This is a genomic window from Sphingomonas sp. (assembly GCF_050725575.1).
In the GTDB taxonomy this organism is placed as follows: Bacteria; Pseudomonadota; Alphaproteobacteria; order Sphingomonadales; family Sphingomonadaceae; genus Sphingomonas.
This window is the reverse complement of sequence record NZ_JBOHHW010000015.1, coordinates 45,069-64,135: the sequence shown is the minus strand read 5'-3', so window position 1 is coordinate 64,135 and position 19,067 is coordinate 45,069. Positions and strand designations below refer to the sequence as shown.

Annotated in this window: 12 protein-coding genes; 1 reads left to right on the top strand and 11 read right to left on the bottom strand. The window is 62.6% G+C overall.

The window, feature by feature from the left end; translation table 11 throughout:
• Window positions 1-65: 65 nt before the first annotated feature.
• The 3 genes from ACRECS_RS12485 to ACRECS_RS12475 form a co-directional block, all read right to left on the bottom strand.
• Entirely contained in the window at window positions 66-2,192 is a 2,127-nt protein-coding gene (locus ACRECS_RS12485; protein ID WP_431583289.1) for a peptidase domain-containing ABC transporter, read from the bottom strand.
• The gene (locus ACRECS_RS12480; RefSeq protein ID WP_431583288.1) at window positions 2,189-3,436 is read right to left on the bottom strand and encodes an HlyD family secretion protein; all 1,248 of its coding nucleotides are present in this window, start codon (window positions 3,434-3,436) and stop codon (window positions 2,189-2,191) included. The genes ACRECS_RS12485 and ACRECS_RS12480 overlap by 4 nt, the downstream gene beginning before the upstream one ends.
• A 178-nt stretch (window positions 3,437-3,614) precedes the next feature.
• The gene (locus ACRECS_RS12475) at window positions 3,615-3,743 is read right to left on the bottom strand and encodes a class IIb bacteriocin, lactobin A/cerein 7B family (RefSeq protein WP_431583287.1); all 129 of its coding nucleotides are present in this window, start codon (window positions 3,741-3,743) and stop codon (window positions 3,615-3,617) included.
• A gap of 221 nt (window positions 3,744-3,964) precedes the next feature.
• Here ACRECS_RS12475 and ACRECS_RS12470 point away from each other — a divergent pair, with 221 nt between their 5' ends.
• Window positions 3,965-5,392, top strand: a complete 1,428-nt coding sequence (locus tag ACRECS_RS12470; RefSeq protein WP_431583286.1) for an efflux transporter outer membrane subunit — start codon at window positions 3,965-3,967, stop codon at window positions 5,390-5,392.
• Between the two features lie 148 nt (window positions 5,393-5,540).
• Here ACRECS_RS12470 and ACRECS_RS12465 read toward each other — a convergent pair whose 3' ends face one another.
• The 8 genes from ACRECS_RS12465 to ACRECS_RS12430 all read right to left on the bottom strand — a co-directional run bounded on the left by ACRECS_RS12465 (window position 5,541) and on the right by ACRECS_RS12430 (window position 18,990).
• On the bottom strand, window positions 5,541-5,774 hold the full coding sequence (locus tag ACRECS_RS12465; protein WP_431583285.1) for a hypothetical protein: 234 nt from the start codon (window positions 5,772-5,774) through the stop codon (window positions 5,541-5,543).
• Window positions 5,775-5,778: 4 nt separating this feature from the next.
• Window positions 5,779-6,531, bottom strand: coding sequence for a DUF899 domain-containing protein (locus ACRECS_RS12460; RefSeq protein WP_431583284.1), 753 nt, complete (start codon window positions 6,529-6,531; stop codon window positions 5,779-5,781).
• The gene (locus ACRECS_RS12455) at window positions 6,518-6,970 is read right to left on the bottom strand and encodes an SRPBCC family protein (protein WP_431583283.1); all 453 of its coding nucleotides are present in this window, start codon (window positions 6,968-6,970) and stop codon (window positions 6,518-6,520) included. Before ACRECS_RS12455 ends, ACRECS_RS12460 begins: the two co-directional genes overlap by 14 nt.
• Window positions 6,967-7,308 (bottom strand): ArsR/SmtB family transcription factor, encoded by a 342-nt coding sequence (locus tag ACRECS_RS12450; protein WP_431583282.1) that lies wholly within the window; start codon window positions 7,306-7,308, stop codon window positions 6,967-6,969. Before ACRECS_RS12450 ends, ACRECS_RS12455 begins: the two co-directional genes overlap by 4 nt.
• 68 nt (window positions 7,309-7,376) lie before the next feature.
• The gene (locus ACRECS_RS12445; RefSeq protein WP_431583281.1) at window positions 7,377-7,703 is read right to left on the bottom strand and encodes a hypothetical protein; all 327 of its coding nucleotides are present in this window, start codon (window positions 7,701-7,703) and stop codon (window positions 7,377-7,379) included.
• Window positions 7,704-7,766: 63 nt separating this feature from the next.
• Complete coding sequence (locus ACRECS_RS12440) at window positions 7,767-8,378, bottom strand: hypothetical protein (RefSeq protein WP_431583280.1); 612 nt, start codon at window positions 8,376-8,378, stop codon at window positions 7,767-7,769.
• Between the two features lie 294 nt (window positions 8,379-8,672).
• Entirely contained in the window at window positions 8,673-14,741 is a 6,069-nt protein-coding gene (locus ACRECS_RS12435) for a hypothetical protein (RefSeq protein WP_431583279.1), read from the bottom strand.
• Window positions 14,742-14,862: 121 nt separating this feature from the next.
• Complete coding sequence (locus tag ACRECS_RS12430) at window positions 14,863-18,990, bottom strand: beta strand repeat-containing protein (protein ID WP_431583278.1); 4,128 nt, start codon at window positions 18,988-18,990, stop codon at window positions 14,863-14,865.
• Window positions 18,991-19,067: the final 77 nt, after the last annotated feature.

Here is a 19,067-nt window from a genome sequence, read left to right as displayed (position 1 = left end):
AAGCGTAAATCCATCTGCATCGGCCGATGATGAAAGAAGATATCGTTGGCGCGCCACCTCCTGCGTCAGGCGACGCCCTGCAGTCGCGCGGGGCCGGTATTGTGGATCGTCACGCTGCCCTGATCGAGTTCGATCACCTGCAATGCCTGCTCGATCAGTGCGGGGCGGTGAGCGATGACGATGCGCGTGCGCCGTAACCGCGCGAAACTGTCCGCCAGCGCCGTCTCGTTCGCTTCGTCGAGATTGGCGGTACCCTCGTCGAGGAACACTGCGTCGGGGCTGCGGTACATCGCGCGAGCAAGCAACAGGCGCTGGCGCTGGCCCGCCGACAGCGCGCCGCCCATATCGCCGATGAAGCTGTGATACTGCATCGGCATCTGCATGATCTCGTCATGGATCCGCGCGAAGGACGCGCAGGAGATGATGTCCTCCATATCGGCATGCGGATCGAAAAAGGCGATATTGTCGGCGATCGTGCCCTGCAGCATCGCATCGTCCTGCAACACCGCGCCGACCCGCGACCGCCAGGCGGCGATGGTTGCCGGGCCGAGCGGAACCCCGTCGATCAGGATTTGCCCCGAGGTCGGCGTCAGCAGGCCGAGCAGCAGCCGCAACAACGTGGTCTTGCCCGACCCCGACCGGCCGATGATCGCGAGATAGCTGCCCGCCGGTATGTCGAACGACACATCGTGCAGGATCGGCGGGTCGGTTGGCGAATAGGCGAAGCTCAGCCGCTCGACACGGATCGCCGGCGGCCGCAGCTCGTTCGGGCGGGGCGGCGCCAGCCCGATCTGTTCCTGCTTTTCGGAGACGATATCGGCCAGCCGGTCGAGGTGCAGGCCAATCATGCGCCAGTCCTGCACGCGGTGCACCAGCTGCGACGCGCTGGTCGCAAAGCTGGTGCGATAGGACAGGAAGGCGAACATCAGGCCGATCGTCATCGTGCCGGCGATCACCATGCTGGCGGCAAAGGCGAGGACGAGCAGCAATTGCAGGTTGAACAGCAGATTCTCGGCCAGCGTCAGCTGGATCGCGGTGCGGTCGGCGCGATAGCTTGACGAGACGACATCGGCATAGAGGTTGCGCCAGCCCGCCTCACGCATCGTTTCCATGCCGTGCAGCTTGATCGCGCGCACCGAGCGCATCGTCTCGAGCAGATGCGTCTCCTGCTTGGCGCGGGCGACGATCTCTTCCTCGGATCGCGCGCGCCATTGCGGGAAAAGCAGCAAACTGGTCAGTGCGTAAAGCGCCGAGGTGATCAGTACGACGAGTGCCAGTGTCGGACTGATCAGCAGCATGACGATCAGCGTGGTGAGCGCGAGCAGCGCATCGATCGCCACGTTGACCACGCCCTGGGTGAGCAATTCCTGGATCGGCTTGATCGACTGGATCCGCGACAACAGGTCGCCGACATGGCGCCGTTCGAAGAAAGAGACCGGCAAATGGATCAGATGCCGGACGAGATTGCCGGCGAGCTGGAAGGAGATCGATTCGCCCAAGGTCAATACCACCCAAGACCGTAGCGCCTGGAGCAGCACATTGAGCAGATAGACGAAACCGAATCCGATCGCGATCAGCAGGACGAGGCTATTGTCGCCCTGGCCGATCGCCTCGTCGACGATGATCTGCTGAGCGAAGGGCAGGGCCAGCACGGTGACCTGCAGCAGCAGCGACAGGCCGACCACTTGCGCCATCGCGCCGCGCAGCCGCGTGATCCGGGTCCACAGGTCGCTGATGCGGAGCGCCGAGCGCGCGACGATCGGCGTGAAATCGGGGCTGGGCGTCAGCTCCAGCCCGACACCGGTGAAATGGCGTGAGGTTTCCTCGACCGAGATGGTGCGACGCCCGACCGCGGGGTCGAGGATCGTGACCTTGCTGCCCGACACGCGTTCCAGCAGCACGAAATGGGTCAGGTCCCAGTGCAGGATCGCGGGCAATTGCAGCTCGCCCAGTTCGTCAATCTCCAGCCGCACCGCGCGCGGCGACAGTTCGAGCCCGCCGGCGATGCGCATCAGCTCGGCCAGCGTCATGCCTTGCGACGAGATCGGATAACGGCGGCGCAGCCCGGCCAGATCGACACGGTGGCCGGCATTGGCGGCCGCCATAGCGAGGCAGGCGAGACCGCATTCATTGACCTCGGATTGCAGGATCGGCCGGATGCGGCGCGACCAGGGCCATTCCACGCTGCTCATCGGCGCATCGCCCGCAGGATCGGGTCGAAGAATACTTCCCACAGCTTACGCTGCTCGAGCACGAGATCGGCGTTCAGCGTCATGCCGGGACGCAGCTGGCCGGCATTGGCGGTCGCTTGCGGTCCGTTCACGCGATCGACCCGTACGCGCACGCGGTAGACCGGATCGGTGATCTTCAGCCCGGGATCGACCAATAGCGGATCGGTCGGCGTGGCCGATATCGCCACGACACTGCCGCGGCCGGCGCCGAATTTCTGATAGGGAAAGGCATCGAACAACAGCCGCACCGTTTGCCCGACGCGAACGCGTCCGGCGGCGCGGCTGGTGACATAGAGCCACACCTCCATCTTGCTGCCCGAGGGGATCAGGGTGAGCAGCGAACTGTCGGGGCTGACCCGCTGGCCGATTTCGGCATTGAGGCCGCTGATCTCGCCCGCGACCGGCGCGGTCAGATCGAGCCGGTCGAGCCGCGTCAGCGCGGCACGCCGGCCGGCCAGGTCGGCGCGTTGCGCGGCGAGTTCCGCGCCGCTCCGTGCGGTGCCCAGGCGGCGCTGTGCGATATCGGTGCCGATGCGGCGCAGCGCCTCGCGCTGAGTGATGATCTGCTGGTCGAGCGCCTCGATCTCGGCGCGGCGCGATAGAGCGGCGGCGCGGGCTTCTTCGACCTGACGTTTGGTGCCGGCCTGTTCGCGCAGCAATCGCGCGGCGCGGGCGCTGCCCGATTCCGCCAGTTCGGCCTGGCCGGCGGCGAGGGTGCGCTGGCGCTGGAGTGAGGCGATTTCGGCGGCAATCCCGGCGCGCTGCTGATCGAGGCCGCCCGTCTCCGCCGTGCCGAGTTCGGCGGCGAGCGCGGATTGCCGCGCCAGTTCGCCGTCCTGCCGGTCGATCTCGCGAATCTGCCCGGCGACGCCTTCGCCGCCAGCATCGCGCCCCTGCGTCACCGCCACCGTGACCAGCGGTGTTCCGGCGATCACGCGCTGCCCTTCCGCGACATGGATCGCGCGTACTTCGACCGCGCCGGGTGGATAGACGCGAGCGATGCCGAGATCGGGTGCGACCAGGCCCTTGACGCTTTCGCGCGTGGCGAAACTGCCGAACAGCAGCACCGCGACGAGCAGCAAAAAGGCAATGCCGAGCATAGTGCCATAGACACGCGCGCCGGGCGGGCTTGCGGCGATGACTGTGCCGGTCAGGCGCTCACGGCGCGCCTCGATGACCTCGGTTCGGAACAACGTACTCGTCATATTGTCCTTCGACGCGGTCCCGTCACCGACCGGACCTAAGGCCCAATCCTGAGGATGACGTTAATCACGTTGCTGAGATCGGGGTGCGGGACAGCGAAGGGGCCGGGGCATTGCTACCCCGGCCCCTTGCATAGTGTCTGTCCGATCCGGGATCAGGATCGGGCCGAACTCGGATTGATCAGCAGCGGCGACGCGGCCGAGGATCGCAGCGCTTCGGGCTGCCGAACAGCAGGGCGAGAACACCACCGACCAGACCACCGAGGCCGCCGGAAACTTCGTTCAGCTCTTTTTCGTCGAGAGTACGCATAATCAAGCTCCTGTTACTCGAGTTATGGTCCCGACACCTTGGATGCCGGGCGCGAGCGTCGGTTTCAACACGCCATATCGGCGCAGTTACGATTTTTAAGAAAATCGTAACCCATTGAATTAGTATGGTATTAACCGCATATTTTTACGAATTGGTGTCAATGCGGGACAGAAACCATGATCTTTACGGGATCGAAACGCGGGACGGTTAGCACCGGATTCATGCGATTCCCGCTTCTGATCCTGCTCGGCATCGTCCCGACGGCCTGTATGGGGCCGGCGATCAAGGTTCCTGAGCCCGCGCGCATCACCTCCGAGTCGTGGGGTGAGTCGCTGAACGACTCGCAGCTTGCCCTGGGATCCGGGGCGCCGGCATCCACGGTATCCGCACTCGAGGTACCGGGTGAAGATTTCTGGCAGCGTTTCGGCACGCCCGACATGGCCGAGCTGGTCGCCCGCGCGCGTGCCGCCAATCCGACGATCGAGGCCGCGCGTGCGCGTGTTGCGCAGCTGCGTGGTCAGGCGCGGGTCGCCGGTGCGGCATTGTTGCCGACGGTCGGCCTCAACGCCAGCGCCACCGCGACGCGCACCGACAATTCCAATACCGCCTTGTACAGCTACAGCGTCGGTCAGGCCGGGCTCGACGTGGCCTATGATCTCGACCTGTTCGGTGCTGCGCGCGCCGGCAAGCGCGCGGCGCGCGCGCGTGTCACGGCGGCGGCGTTTGACGGTGATGCGGCGGCTCTGGTGGTCGAAACCGATGCCGCGCGCGCGCTGGTGCAATGGGCGGCACTGGGTGACCGGATCGCGGTGGCGGAGCGCGACAGCGCGAATGCGCGCGAGCTGCTGCGGATCCTGAACGTGCGGCTGCGAGAGGGCGTGGCGACCCGCGTCGATGTGGGTCTGCAATCAGGTGAGCTGGCCCGGCTTGAGGCTCAGCATTCGTCGTTGATCGAGGCACGGGCGCAGATGAGTGCCGGGCTCGCCGCACTGCTCGGCCTGGAATCGCCTCGCTTCAAGCCCCGGCCATTGTCGCTCGATGCGCTCGTCACGCCCGCGATCGGCGTCGGTCAGCCGGGCGAACTGCTGTTCCGTCGTCCCGACATCCGTGCTGCCGAGGCGCGCATCGCGGCGGCGCGCGGCGATGTGCAGCAGGCGCGGGCCGCCTTCAAGCCGTCGCTGCGCCTGTCAGGGTCCGGCCTGGTTCAGGCCGCGGCGATCGGCGGCCCGTTCGGGATTACGCTCTCGGCCGGCGCCAGCCTGTTCGCGCCGATCTTCCAGGGCGGGCGGTTGCGCGGCCAATATGAGACGGCAAGCGCCGTGCAGATCGAGGCGGTTGCCCTGTACCGCGCGGCGCTATTGCGGGCGCTGACCGAAGGCGATCAGGCGCTTGCCGGGATGCGCGAGGCGGGGCGCCGGCGTGCACTCTACGACCGTGCCAGCCGCGATGTGCGCGAGGCGTCGCGCCTGGCGCGAGTCCAGTTTCTCGAAGGCGAGATTCCGCTCGACACGCTGATCGACACAGAACGCAACGAAACCCAGACCAACGATGCCGCGCTGGTCGCGCGGCAGGACGAATTGCTGGCCGTCATCGACCTGTTCAAGGCGCTGGGTGGCGCGCCGAGCGGACGGGGTGTGCCGACGCTGTAGCGTGCATAAATCAGGTATTTTCGAACGGGTTTAACTCATCCCCGTTCGCTTCGAGCGAAGTCGAGAAACAGGCCACAAATGCTGCGTGCGGTTTCTCGACTTCGTTCGAAACGAACGGAGGGGGAGGCTCGCTCCGACCAATATTGCCCTATCGCGGCCTGCCGCCGAAATGCTCGCCGCAGATCGAGCGCAGCGACGCCGCGATGACATCCGCGCGCCTCATCGCCTTGTCGTGCGGCACGGTGATCGCCAGTTCGGCGATCGGCACCAGCGCCAGCAACGTCGCGATCCCGACCATGACCGCGCGCGGCAGGGCACGCAGCCGCCGCCACAATCCGACCATGGCGGCGGCAAGCAGGGCAAGGAGGCCGCAGCACAGCATCGGATCAGGCCGTCTCGGCCATCGCCGGCGCCGCGAGGCGCGTGCGGCCGTCATCCTCATATTGATCGTGGCGCTTGAGCCAGTCGGTCATCAGCCCATCGCGCGCTTCGTTGCGGCCCCGGGGCACAATGTCGAAATAGGCATAGACGGTCAGGAAACTCTCGCCGCCGCGGCCGTATGACGAATAGGTGTGATAAATCGTGCCGTCCTCGGCCCGGTAGAAGACGCTGATCCCGGGAAGCTCATCGATTTCCGGATCGGGCTGGGTCTCGAAATTATAGAAGACGCTGTCGCCACGCTCGCCGTTCGGGAAGGAGACATGATAGTCGGCGTTGAAATCGCTGCCCGCCGAGGAGACCCAGCGAAAGCCCCAGCCCATGCGCGCGCGGTACGCCAGCAGCTTGTCGATCGGCCCGCGCGATACCGCGACATAGCTGACGTCATTATGTTCGAAATGCTGCCGTGCGCCATCGACATGGTCGGCCATCAGCGAGCAGCCGGTGCAGCCCTCGTCCCAGTCGGGACCGAACATGAAATGATAGACGATCAACTGGCTGCGCCCGTCGAACAGCTCGGCCAATGAGACCGGCCCATCCGCACCTTCGAACACATAATCCTTGTCGATCTTCACCCAGGGCAAAGCGCGGCGTTGCGCGGCGACTCGGTCACGTTGCCGCGTCAGTGCCTTTTCTTCGATGAGCAGTGCGCGCATCGCTTCGATCCATTGCGCCTTGGATATGGTTTCATGCGGGGTCATGTCCCAATCCTTTGGGTGGCAGAAAATAGAGTTCGAGCTTGTCGAGGGCGCCGTTCCAACCAGCTTCATGGCTGATCCGCATTTCCTCGTCGGGCAGGCGGGCATGGGTGAAAGTCAGTTCGGTGCCTTCGGCGATTGCGCGCAACGCGATCTCGATCCGCATGTCGAGATCCGGCTCGTCGACCCATTGCCAGCTCATGATCAGCCGGTGTGGCGGATCGACCTCGAGATAGGTGCCGAAGCTTTCATGCTCGGTACCGTCGAGCATCTGGAAGCGAACGCGAAACGCGCCGCCGACCCGCACATCGGTCTCGGCGAGCAACACCGGCCCGGCGTCCGGGCCCCACCAATGCCCGATCCCTTCGGGCGTGGTCATGGCCTCGAACACGGTTTCGGGGTGCGCACGGATGCGGCGGACCAGGGTAACGCTGGTGGTCATTTGTCCGCCTCCTTCGCTTCGGCATAGGCGACAAGCCGGTCGAGGCTCGCCGACCAGAAGCGTTCGTAACGGCGCAGCCAGTTCATCGCTTCCTCCATCGGTTCGGGCGCCAGCCGCACCGCGACCGTCCGCCCCGTCTTGACGCGCGTGATCAGCCCGGCATCGCCGAGTACATCGAGATGCTTCATCACCGCGGGCAACTTGATTGCGAATGGGCGCGCCAGTTCGCTCACCGACACTTCGGATTCTTCCTCGAGCCGGGCGAGGATCGCGCGGCGAGTCGGATCGACCAGTGCCGCGAAAGTGCGGTCGAGCTGAGGATTTTGATAGTTCACCATGTGGTGAACTATTGGCGATGAGGAGGAGTTTGTCAACCGTCCCGCAGGCGGACCAGCACCGTTGGCGTCTAGCCGGCCTTTTTCTCGAACAGGCGTTGCATCACCGTGCCGATCGCATCGACCAGATCCCGGGCATCCTGTGCGCCGGCCTGCGCCGCCTTTGCCGTCGCATCGGTCGCTTTTGCCGCGACCTTGCCCCCCGCCCGGCTGCGCGCCGCAGCCGTCACCACCGCGGCGATGCCGGCGGCGATCATCTCCCGCCCGACTGGGCTGTTGGCTTTTTCGAGCAGCGCCGCGCCGGATTTACGCAGCTCCTTGGGGACCTTGATCCCGGCGATCTGCTTGGGCAGCTTCGTGGCCTTGCCGGCCTTCGCGCTCTTGTCCTTCTTCGCCATCAACGAGTCCTTCATTGTGTATTGCAGATATAATACACGAAATGCCGTGACCCGTCTATTGCGTCAGGGCACGAGATAATCGTCACAGGCGGGCAGAGGGATATCGATCCGAAACGTGCCGCTCGCGGCGTCGGGCGAGATGGTTCGGCGATAGCTGCACTGCGCATCCTTCACCCATTTAACGTCCTTGCGGCGCAATGGTGCCGCCGCCAGTGAATCCGCGCTGCGCGACACGGGGCCGGGAAAGCTCTTCGCGCTGGTGGTGAAGATGAAATGCGGCGCGCCGGTGCGCACTGTCGGATCGAGCGTCAGCGTTCCGTCGAACGCGTACTCGTCATGGCAGGCACCGGCGCGCTGCTTCATGTCGGCTTTGCTGAAACAGGCGCGGATCAGTGCCGACCCGCGCCACGGTATGGTGAGCACCGCTTTCATCGCCTCGCGTCCCGTCTCGGCCGCAATGAGGGTCAGCATCGCCATACTCGCTCCGCCGCCCGAATAGGAAGTCGAGCTGGTTGCCTCGACGCCGACCAGCACCCGGCCCGACGCCTCACGCACGATCCGCGGCCAGAGCGCCACGCGCGCATTCTCATCTTCAAGCGGGACCACGAACGACGCGACCGCTGGCGCACCCGCTGCACCGGGAAGCCGATCGAACAGATAAGAGCGTCCACACATTGCCATCCACGTCGCGGCTCAGTTGCGCGCAGCGTTGCCGGTCGGGCGTGCAATGGACTGCCGACATTGAATCGTCCGGGGAGTCATCCGGCGCCTTGCCACCAGGAATCGGCGCGAACGTCTCGATCCGGTTGCCGGCGCCGTCGATCTGGGCCGGACGGGAAGGAGTGGGACCTCCCGTCAGCAAGGCCAGAGCGAGCACGGGGATGATCTGCACGTCTTTCGCTCCGCATTTGCTGTGGTTGCGCGGGGCAATTTACCCGGCGCCACGACAACAGTCGCGCTCTTGTCGGATCACGGCACGACAAGGAAATCCGCGCTGGTGATACCCGCGTAACGATCGATGTGGGCAAAAACAACTGCAGCATCCGCACCGGACCCGTCCGCGTCATAAGACAGGTTGCCGGTCGAGGAGTCATATAGAATGCGCTGCGCCGCGGTCGTGGCCGCACTGCCAAAGCCGAGTTCCGCACTGGACAGGGTGCCCAGGCCGAGAGCTGTGAAGATTGACCGGTCGAGCTCAATGTGGTCGATGCCGCTCTGGACATAGTCAATTTTATCGACATTATTCGCGCCGAGCGCGGTATCGAAAACAAAGCTGTCTATGCCGCTCCCGCCGATCATCTCGTCGTTACCGGCGCCGCCACTAAGGCGGTTGTTGCCCCCTTCGTTTTCGAACCGGTCACCAACGAGTATATCATCGCCATCGCCACCGAGTAACGTGTCACTGCCGCCATGGCCAAACAGCGTGTCATTGCCGCCCAGCCCACTCAGAATATCATTGCCGACATTGCCGTGAATAATCTGTCTATATTCATTGCCGGTGAGGCTGATCGGCAAGTCATAGTTTTCAGAGCCGCCATAACCCCAGAGCCATTCGATCTCCTGGCCCGTGGCGAGTGTGTATGACGACACATTTGCAAACACGGCATCGTCACCCTCGCCAGCCCGTTCGAAAATCATCGCACGAGGATCATCGACGGTATAAAGATCGTCCCCACTTCCCCCATATAGCTGGTCGATTCCTATGCCACTCCAGAGCGAGTCATCCCCTCCGCCACCGAAGAGTTGATCATTCCCTGCATAGCCTAGAAGAACGTTCCTCGCCATGTTCCCAATAAGAATATTGTCTAGCTCGTTTCCGTTGGCTGAGACCTCTGATGTGCCAGTTATCGTGAGATTTTCGACCGAAATGCCGCCGAGCGAGAAGTACACCGATGTTTCAACGGTATCTATTCCTTCTCCGGCAAATTCGAAGATGCTGTCAGTATTGTCGCTTATGACATAGCGATCATTGCCCTTGCCGCCGTAAAGTGCGTCGAACCCTGCTCCACCATTAAGCGTATCATTGCCGTCGCCACCAAAGAGGGTGTCGTCACCTGCGCCGCCGTCGAGTATATTGCCGCCGGCATTGCCGCGCAGCGTGTTGGCGAATTCATTGCCGGTCAGGTTGATGAAGCCGGTTCCGGCATCATTGGCCGTTGCCAGCGTTTCGATTTCCTGCCCGGCGGCGAGCGCATAGGTTCGAGCTGAAAGCACGGTGTCGTTGCCACCGCCCGCGCCCTCCAGCACGATATCGCCGGCAACATCGACATAATAGATATCGTCGCCCGCGCCGCCCTGCATCGTATCGACGCCGAGGCCACCATCGAGGATATTTGCCGCCGCATTGCCGATCAGGATATTGGCCAGCGTATTGCCGGTGCCGTTGATCGCGCCGATGCCGGTCAGCGTCAGATTCTCCACTCCGCCAGCGAGCGAAAAGCTTACCGAGCTTTCGATCGTATCCGTGCCTTCGCCATCCAGTTCGGTCACCCGGTCGAGGCTGTTGTCGACGATATAGCGGTCATCGCCTGCGCCGCCGTACAGCCGATCACCGCCGGCGCCGCCGTCGAGCACATCATTGCCGCCGCCGCCGTACAACGTGTTCGCGGCGACATTGCCTCGCATATTATTGTTCAATGCGTTGCCCGTGCCGGTGATCGCCGCAACGCCGGTCAGCGTGAGATTCTCTACGTCGCCCGTCAGCGTGAAGGTCACTGAGCTTTCGACGATATCCGTGCCGTTTCCGGCGTCCTCAAACACCTGATCGCCGACATTATCTACGATAAAGCGATCGTCCCCGGCGCCGCCGGACATCTGGTCGAGGCCGGTGCCGCCGGTCAGGATATCATTACCCGCGCCGCCCATCAGTATGTCATTGCCCGCCTCACCATAGAGCGAGTCAGCGCCCAGGCCGCCGTCCAACTGGTTGTTGCCGCTATTGCCACGCAATTCATTGGCGAGATCATTGCCTGTGCCGTTGATCGCTGCGCTGCCGGTGAGAGTGAGATTCTCCAGCGCTGTCAGGCCATTGAGCGAGAAGTTCACCGAGCTTTCGACCATGTCGATGCCCGCGGCATTGACCTCGAACACCTGGTCGCCGCTGTCATCGACGATGTAGCGGTCATTGCCGGCACCGCCATAAAGACGGTCGGCGCCCAAGCCGCCATCGAGCAAATCCTCGCCATCGCCGCCATAGAGCGTGTCATTGCCGCTGCCGCCGAACAACTGGTTCGCTGCGGCATTGCCGGTCAGGATATTGGCCAGCCCATTGCCCGTGGCATTGAGCGCGGCGACACCGGTCAAAGTGAGATTTTCCACTTCGGGCGCGTTTGCGAGCGAAAAGCTGATCGAGCTTTCGACGCTGTCGGTACCGCCGCCGCTTAGCTCGGTGATCTGATCGCCGGCATTGTCGACGACATAGGTGTCGTTGCCCAGCCCGCCAGCCATCTGGTCCGCACCCAGGGCGCCATCGAGCCGGTTGCCGCCGGCATTACCGCGCAGGATATTGTCGAATTCATTGCCGGTCAGGTTGATGAAGCCGGTCCCGGCGTCATTGGCCGTCGCCAGCGTCTCGATCTCCTGCCCGGCTACGAGCGTATAGCTTCGTGCCGCGAGCACCGTGTCGTTGCCGCCCCCGGCGGCTTCAAAGACGAAATCGCCGGCGACATCGACATAATAGATGTCGTTGCCGGCGCCGCCTTGCATCTGATCGACGCCGAGGCCGCCATCGAGAATGTTCGCTGCCGCGTTGCCGACCAGTCGATTGTCCAGCGCGTTCCCTGTGCCGTTGATTGCCCCGGAACCCGTCAGTGTGAGGTTTTCCACGGCGTTGCCCGCCAGCGAGAAGCTCACCGAGCTTTCGACCAGGTCGGTACCTTCGCCGTCGAGTTCGGTCACGCGGTCGAGGCTATTGTCGATCACATAGCGGTCGTCGCCCGTGCCGCCATACATCCGGTCGCCGCCCAAACCGCCATCGAGCGTATCATTGCCGTCCCCGCCATACAGCGTATCGGCACCCTCCTGGCCGCTGAGAACATCATTGCCGCCAAGGCCGCTCAACACATTGTTCGCGCCGTTGCCGCTCATCGCCTGGCTATAGCCATTGCCGGTCAAGTTGATCGGCAGGTCGCCATCAGACCCACTCCCGGCCATGATGGCTTCGATCTCCTGATCCGCCGTCAATGTGATCGATACGTCGGCGAGGATCGAATCATTGCCTTCCCCGGCCAGCTCGACAATCGTGTCGTTGGCGTCATCGACGAGGTAATAATCGTCCCCCGTGCCGCCATAGAGCTGGTCGCTGCCTGCATCGCCGAACAGGGTGTCACTGCCGACACCGCCGTAGAGCTGATCATTCCCCGCAAAGCCCAAAAGCTGGTCGTTTCCTGCACCGCCTTCGAGTCTGTTGGCGCCGGCATTGCCGATCAGGCGATTCGCCAGTTCGTTGCCGGTCAGGTCGATCGCATCGGTTCCAGTCCGGCGGGTGATCGCCATGTACTCAATTTCCAGCCCGGCGGGGAGGGCGAAACTTATGCTGGTGAACACAGAGTCATTGCCTCCGTGGATCGCCTCACGGATTACATCCGAAGCATTGTCGACATAATAGATGTCATCACCGGCACCGCCTTCCATCAGGTCGGCACCGCTGCCGCCATCGAGGATGTTCGAATTTGTATTGCCGATCAAGATATTGGCGAGCGCATTGCCGGTGCCATTAATCGCGGCGGAGCCAGTCAGCGTGAGATTTTCAACTGCGCTGCCCTCAAGCGAGAAGTTCACCGAGCTTTCGACGCTGTCCGTCCCGCCGCTGCTCAGCTCGATGACCTGATCCCCGACATTGTCGACGACATAGGTATCGTTACCCAGCCCGCCGGCCATCTGGTCCGCACCCAGGCCGCCATCGAGCCGGTTGCCGCCGGCATTACCGCGCAGGATATTGTCGAACTCATTGCCGGTCAGATTGATGAAGCCGGTCCCGGCATCGTTCGCCGTCGCCAGCGTCTCGATTTCCTGCCCGGCGGTCAGCGCATAGCTTCGCGCGGTAAGCACCGTGTCGTTGCCGGCGCCAGCGCCTTCAAGGACGATATCACCCGCAACATCGACATAATAAGTGTCGTTGCCGCCGCCGCCCTGCATCGTGTCCACGCCGGTGCTGCCGTCGAGAATATTCGCCGCCGCATTGCCGATCAGGATGTTGTTCAGGGCATTGCCGGTGCCGTTGATCGCGCCGATGCCGGTCAGAGTCAGATTCTCCAGCGCGGACAGGCTGCTGAACGAGAAGCTCACTGAGCTTTCGACGGTATCCGTACCTTCGCCGTCGAGTTCGGTCACGCGGTCGAGGCTGTTGTCGATGACATAGCGGTCGTCGCCTGCGCCGCCATAAAGCCGGTCGCCGCCGGCCCCACCATCAAGCACATCATTGCCGCCGCCGCCGTACAGCGTGTTCGCCGCGACGTTGCCCCGCATGTTGTTGTTCAGCGCGTTGCCGGTGCCGTTGATCGCCGCGTCGCCGGTCAGCGTCAGATTCTCGACTGCGCTGCCCACGAGTGAGAAGGACACCGAACTCTCTACGGTATCCGTGCCTTCGCCCTGAATCTCGAACACCTGGTCGCCGATATTGTCGACGATGAAATGGTCGTCTCCGGCGCCGCCGTAAAGCTGATCGGCGCCGGCACCGCCGTCCAGCCTATCGTCGCCGATCGACCCTGAGAGCGTATCTGTTACCGAACTGCCCGTTAGCTGGTCGTCACCTGCCCCACCATTCACCGTCACCGAACTTTGGCTGGCGACGACGACGTCGCCACCTCCGCCAGCCTCTATCGTCAACCGGCTGGCCTGTGTTGCGATGACCAGCTGGTCATTGAATTCAGATCCGCGAAGAGAGGTAAAATCCTCGAAATTGACGATCGTCCCACCGGCGTACACGAATGGTGTGGCGCCGGTGATGCCCTGGGTGAAGAAATTCACGCCTGCGCTTGCACCAGCCAGCGACAGGTGCAGCGTGTCGAAATCCGCACCGCCATCGGCATCGTCCCCAATTCCAACCGAAACCAGGTCATTGCCATCGCCGCCGGTAACGATGTCACGTTCGACACCTAAATCGTCGTCCGGGACATTAGGGTTGGAAGAAGCTCCGGCGGAGCCGAATGTGTCGTCGCCGGTGTTTCCAGACAAGCGGTCGGCGCCATCGCCCCCGAAAACAATGTCACCGGACGTTGAGGCGTGAACTTCATCGTCACCGCTTTCACCGAAAACCGCATGGCCCGAATTGAAACGGGGCTGTAGGATAATCAGGTCGTTTCCACTGCCGGCGAAAACAGTGGCATGCGCATAGATCGTGTCGTTCCCGGCACCACCAAATGCGAACGAATAGTTATTAGTATAGATCGTGTCGTCGCCATCGTCGCCATACACATCCCTGAGATACGAGCTGGGACGACCGTCAATGATATCGTTGCCATCGCCACCGAATATAGTCCCTGTATAATAGCCGGCGACTATCGTGTCGTTGCCCCCCATGCCCAGCAATGCGCCATATTCGCTATAGCCCGACCCGATCGATGCTCCATTGATCGTATCGGCGAAATTGCTGCCCTGAACAAAGCTGATATTCTCGATGCCGGTAATTGTGGCGCCACCGACGACTTGCGTGGCCAGGCCTCCGTCGAAAGTGATACCGGTCGGCGCGGCCAGAAAGCTGATATAGAGATAATCGCCAAAGCTGTCGTTGGCACCGCCATCGACGTTGTCGCCATAGCCCGCGAAGATATAATCATTCCCACCACCGCCGCGCAGGACGTCCTGCTCGCCTGTCGGGTCGATAATTGGCGGAATGTACGAACGGGAGTCGTAGTAGGGAAGTGTGAAAACCGGAATTATATTCGCCGAATAAAGCCAGTCATTGCCATCCCCGCCGTCCAGGATATCCGCACCCGAGCCGCCCGCCAGCGTGTCGTTGCCGCCGTTGCCCGTCGCAGTATCCACGTTGATGCCGCCGGTGAAGATGTCATCGCCGGTGCCGCCCACGAAATCGGTCATGCCAGTCTCTCCCCGCCCAAGGCCGCACGGTAGACGAACCGTGGTCGGCACAACAAGTCTCTAGGTGTTCAGTGCACTGAAGAAATAGACCCTATGCCCGCGATGTTGAATCGGCATTGATTCACGGCACGATCAGGAAATCCGCACTGGTGATGGTGGCGGGATGGTTGGAAAGCGTGGCGAAAACGATCGCCGCGCCCGCACCCGATCCATCGGCATCATAGGACAGCTTGCCGGTCGCCGCGTCGTACAGGATATGCTGGTCGGCGGTCGTGGCGGGGCCATTGCCGAACGCACTGGCGCCCAGCGTCCCCAGTCCAAGCCCCGTGAAGATCGACTGGTCGAGCTCGATCCGGTCAGTGCCATGGACGAAGTCGGTGATCGTATCGACATTGGTCGCACCGAGCGCGGTATCAAACACGAAGGTGTCGGCACCACCGAGGCCAGTCAGCGTGTCGCTGCCCAGCCAGCCGTCGAGACGGTTGCCGCCGGCATTGCCGCGCAATGTGTTGGCAAATTCATTGCCGGTCAGGTTGATGAAGCCGGTTCCGGCATCGTTGGCCGTCGCCAGCGTCTCGATCTCCTGTCCGCCGCCCAGCGCATAGGTCCGGGCGGTGAGCACGGTGTCGTTGCCGTCACCGATTTGCTCCACGACAGTATCGCCGGCGACATCGACATAATAGATGTCGTCGCCGGCCCCGCCCAGCATCTGATCGTTGCCGATACCGCCGTCCAGAATGTTCGCCGCGACATTACCCCGCATATTGTTGTTCAGCGCATTGCCGGTGGCGTTGATCGCCGCGTCGCCGGAAAGGAAAAGCTGCTCCACGCCGCTGCCCACGAGCGAGAACGACACGGTACTGAAGACGGTATCCAAGCCTTCGCCGTCGAGTTCGATCACCCGGTCCAGGCTGCTCTCGATGAAATAGGAATCGTCCCCGGTGCCGCCGTACATCCGGTCGCCGCCCGTGCCGCCGTCCAGCACATCATTACCCTCGCCGCCATAGAGTGTGTCGCCGCCGCCATTGCCGTACAGATAATCCATGCCGCCAAGGCCGCTCAGCACATTGCCGGCATTATTGCCGTTGATGGATTGCTGATACTCATTGCCGGTCAGATCCATCGCCAGTGCGTTACCCGACCCATCGACGCGATACGCATTGAGCACTTCTATCTGCAGGCCTGCCGCCAGGATGAAGGACAGGCTCGCGTTGATCGTGTCGCTGCCTTCGCCGGCCGCTTCGATAATCGTATCGTTCAGATCATCGAGATAATAGCTGTCGTCGCCGCGACCGCCACGGAGCTCGTCACTGCCCAGGCCGCCGGAAAGGCTGTCGTTGCCGTCACCGCCAAGGAGCAGGTCGTTGCCCGCGCCGCCCTCCAGCACGTCGTTGCCCAATCCGCCATCGAGCCTGTTGGCGCCGGCATTGCCGATCAGCCAATTGGCGAATCCATTGCCCGTCAGATCGAGTGCACCGGTTGCCGTACGGTCGAGCACCCATAGCCGTTCGATCTCGACCCCCGCGGCCAGCGTGTAACTGGTCGTGACATAGGCCGTGTCGACGCCCGCACCGACGGCCTCCACAAGTGTATCGGACGTATCGGCATAATAGGTGTCGTCGCCGGCGCCGCCCTCCATCCGATCCGCGCCGAGGCCGCCGGTCAGATAATTTGCTCCCGCATTGCCGATCAGGATGTTGTTCAGCGCGTTGCCCGTCGCGGTGAGCGAACCGACTCCGGTCAGCGTGAGGTTCTCCACCTCGGGCGCGTCTGCGAGCGAGAAGCTGATCGAGCTCATGATCGTGTCGGTGCCGCCGCCGCTCAACTCGATCGCCTGATCCCCGGCATTATCGACAACATAGGTGTCGTTGCCCAGTCCGCCGGACATCCGGTCGGCGCCGAGGCCGCCATCAAGGATATTGCCCCCGGCATTGCCGCGCAGCGTGTTGGCGAACTCATTGCCGGTCAGGTTGATGAAGCCGGTCCCGGCATCATTGATCGTCGCCAGCGTCTCGATTTCCTGCCCGGCCGCCAGCGCATAGCTTCGCGCCGTCAATACGGTGTCGTCACCTTCACCGGCCGCCTCACGAACGATGTCATCGGCGAGATCGACATAATAAGTGTCGTTGCCCGCACCGCCCTCCATCCGGTCGATGCCGGTGCCGCCGTCGAGGACGTTCGCGGCCGCATTGCCGATCAGGATATTGGCGAGCGCATTGCCGGTGCCATTGATCGTCCCAATGCCGGTCAGCGTGAGATTCTCCAGCGCGGCCAGGCTGACAAAGGAAAAGGTGACTGAGCTTTCGACCGTATCGATGCCCTCATTGGCATTTTCGATCACGCGATCGAGGCTGTTGTCGATGATATAGCGATCATCGCCTGCACCACCGGTAAGCCGGTCGCCGCCCGCGCCGCCGTCAAGCCGGTTATTGCCCGCATTGCCGCGCACCGTATTGGCGAATTCGTTGCCGGTCAGGTTGATTGCGTCGGTGCCTGCATCGCTGGTCGTCGCCAGCGTTTCGATCTCCTGACCGGCGCCCAGCGCGAAGCTGGCGCTTGCGAAGACGGTGTCATTACCTTCGCCGGCTGCCTCCCAGACGCTGTCGCCGGCATTATCGACATAATAGGTGTCGTTGCCCTTGCCGCCCTCGAGCCGGTCGCTGCCCGCGCCGCCGTCGAGAATGTCGTTGCCGTTCATGCCCTGGAGCAGGTTGACCTCTGCCCCGCCGGTCAGCGTGTCGGCATAGGCCGAGCCGATCACATTCTCCACGCTGGATATCTGATCGAGTCCGGCCGCGCCGGAGACCGTGCCGGAATACAGATTGACCGTCACCGCGCCACTGGCGTCGGCATAAGTTGCCGTGTCGGTTCCCAGGCCGCCAAGAAGACGATCATTGCCCAGGCCGCCATGCAACAGATCGTTATCGTCTCCGCCGTCCAGATAGTCGTCGGCTGCGCCGCCCCACAGCTGGTCATTGCCTGCGTCACCGGTCAGCCCGTCGCTCAGGCTGCCACCGGCGATCAGAACATCGTTGCCGCCACCGCCGAAGAAGCTGTCGAACGTTTCGCCGCTGATGATCGTATCATTCCCATCGCCCCCATACACGCGGTGGTGGGACACGCCGACCGTACCGGTGAGGTCGAAGATATTCGTGGCGTTGGCCAGAAGTATCGTGTCACCATAAACCGCGATTCCGGCGAGTGACACGGTGCCGCCAGTCGTCAGGGTGAGGTTCAGGCTGTCAATCTCGGACAGGCCCATGAGCTGATCGGCGCGCAAGCTGAGCGTTCCCGCCGTCAACCGCTCAATGCCGGTCAGGGTGATGCTCGAGAAGTCGGCGCCCAGTGGAGACTGCACATGTAATGAATCGAAACCGCTGCCGCCATTATACGACGCACCCAGATTCTGGTCCGTGGAAGAGATGGTGATGGTGTCGTCGCCAGCGCCGCCATTGATGATGTCGGCGCCCGCACCACCCTCGATCGTGTCATTGCCCGCACCGCCATTGATCGTATCGGCGCCATTGCCGCTGCCGCCCAACAGCTTGTCCGCCCCATCGCCGCCATTCAGCGTGTCATTGCCTTCGCCCCCATCGAAATAATCGTCCAGGGCAGTACCAGTGATCGTATCGTTACCGATGCGGCCACCTGCCGCGATACCGGAGAACGAGGGGTTGAAGGGCGACAGGATGATCGCACCGGAAAAATCGACATTATTCCCCGCCGCTGCCAGGGAAAAATGACTGTTAAAGTCGATTTTTATACCAGCAAAAGACACGCTGCCGCCATTGCCGAACACGAAATCGCCGTTCATTTGCGCGAAGCCGCTGACTTGCGCGGTACTGATCGTAACGGTGTCGGAGAGAGAATGGATCAGCTCGATCCCGGACAAATTGACGTTGGTCAGATCGGCTGTGGTTTGCACATATAATGTATCGAAGCCGGCACCGCCGTCATACACGTCGCCGACGCTGAGATCACCTTCCTGGACATATAGAAAATCGTCGCCGTCGCCGCCGAGCATCGTATCGGCGCCGCCATCGCCATGGATCATGTCGCTGCCGTCGCCGCCGATCAGCATGTCATTGCCGCTGCCGCCACGCAGCTCGTCATTGCCGTCATTGCCTTCGAGACGGTCATTGCCGCCTTCGCCGGTCAGGAGATCTTTCCCGCCATTGCCCACCGCGGTGTCGTTGGCACTGGTGCCCGTAAACGTGTCGTCGCCCCCGCCGCCAACATAATTCGCCATGTCGATAATCCCCCCGTCCCGAACGAACATCGTTGACGATATTCGACTGATTCTGCAACGATTAGCGAGGTTTCGTG

Excerpts from the sequence above, each read along its gene's own strand:
- ACRECS_RS12485 (WP_431583289.1), bottom strand. The coding sequence starts at position 2,192 with ATGAGCAGCGTGGAATGGCCCTGGTCGCGCCGCATCCGGCCGATCCTG.
- ACRECS_RS12480 (WP_431583288.1), bottom strand. The coding sequence starts at position 3,436 with ATGACGAGTACGTTGTTCCGAACCGAGGTCATCGAGGCGCGCCGTGAG.
- ACRECS_RS12475 (WP_431583287.1), bottom strand. The coding sequence starts at position 3,743 with ATGCGTACTCTCGACGAAAAAGAGCTGAACGAAGTTTCCGGCGGCCTC.
- ACRECS_RS12470 (WP_431583286.1), top strand. The coding sequence starts at position 3,965 with ATGCGATTCCCGCTTCTGATCCTGCTCGGCATCGTCCCGACGGCCTGT.
- ACRECS_RS12465 (WP_431583285.1), bottom strand. The coding sequence starts at position 5,774 with ATGCTGTGCTGCGGCCTCCTTGCCCTGCTTGCCGCCGCCATGGTCGGA.
- ACRECS_RS12460 (WP_431583284.1), bottom strand. The coding sequence starts at position 6,531 with ATGACCCCGCATGAAACCATATCCAAGGCGCAATGGATCGAAGCGATG.
- ACRECS_RS12455 (WP_431583283.1), bottom strand. The coding sequence starts at position 6,970 with ATGACCACCAGCGTTACCCTGGTCCGCCGCATCCGTGCGCACCCCGAA.
- ACRECS_RS12450 (WP_431583282.1), bottom strand. The coding sequence starts at position 7,308 with ATGGTGAACTATCAAAATCCTCAGCTCGACCGCACTTTCGCGGCACTG.
- ACRECS_RS12445 (WP_431583281.1), bottom strand. The coding sequence starts at position 7,703 with ATGGCGAAGAAGGACAAGAGCGCGAAGGCCGGCAAGGCCACGAAGCTG.
- ACRECS_RS12440 (WP_431583280.1), bottom strand. The coding sequence starts at position 8,378 with ATGTGTGGACGCTCTTATCTGTTCGATCGGCTTCCCGGTGCAGCGGGT.
- ACRECS_RS12435 (WP_431583279.1), bottom strand. The coding sequence starts at position 14,741 with ATGACCGATTTCGTGGGCGGCACCGGCGATGACATCTTCACCGGCGGC.
- ACRECS_RS12430 (WP_431583278.1), bottom strand. The coding sequence starts at position 18,990 with ATGGCGAATTATGTTGGCGGCGGGGGCGACGACACGTTTACGGGCACC.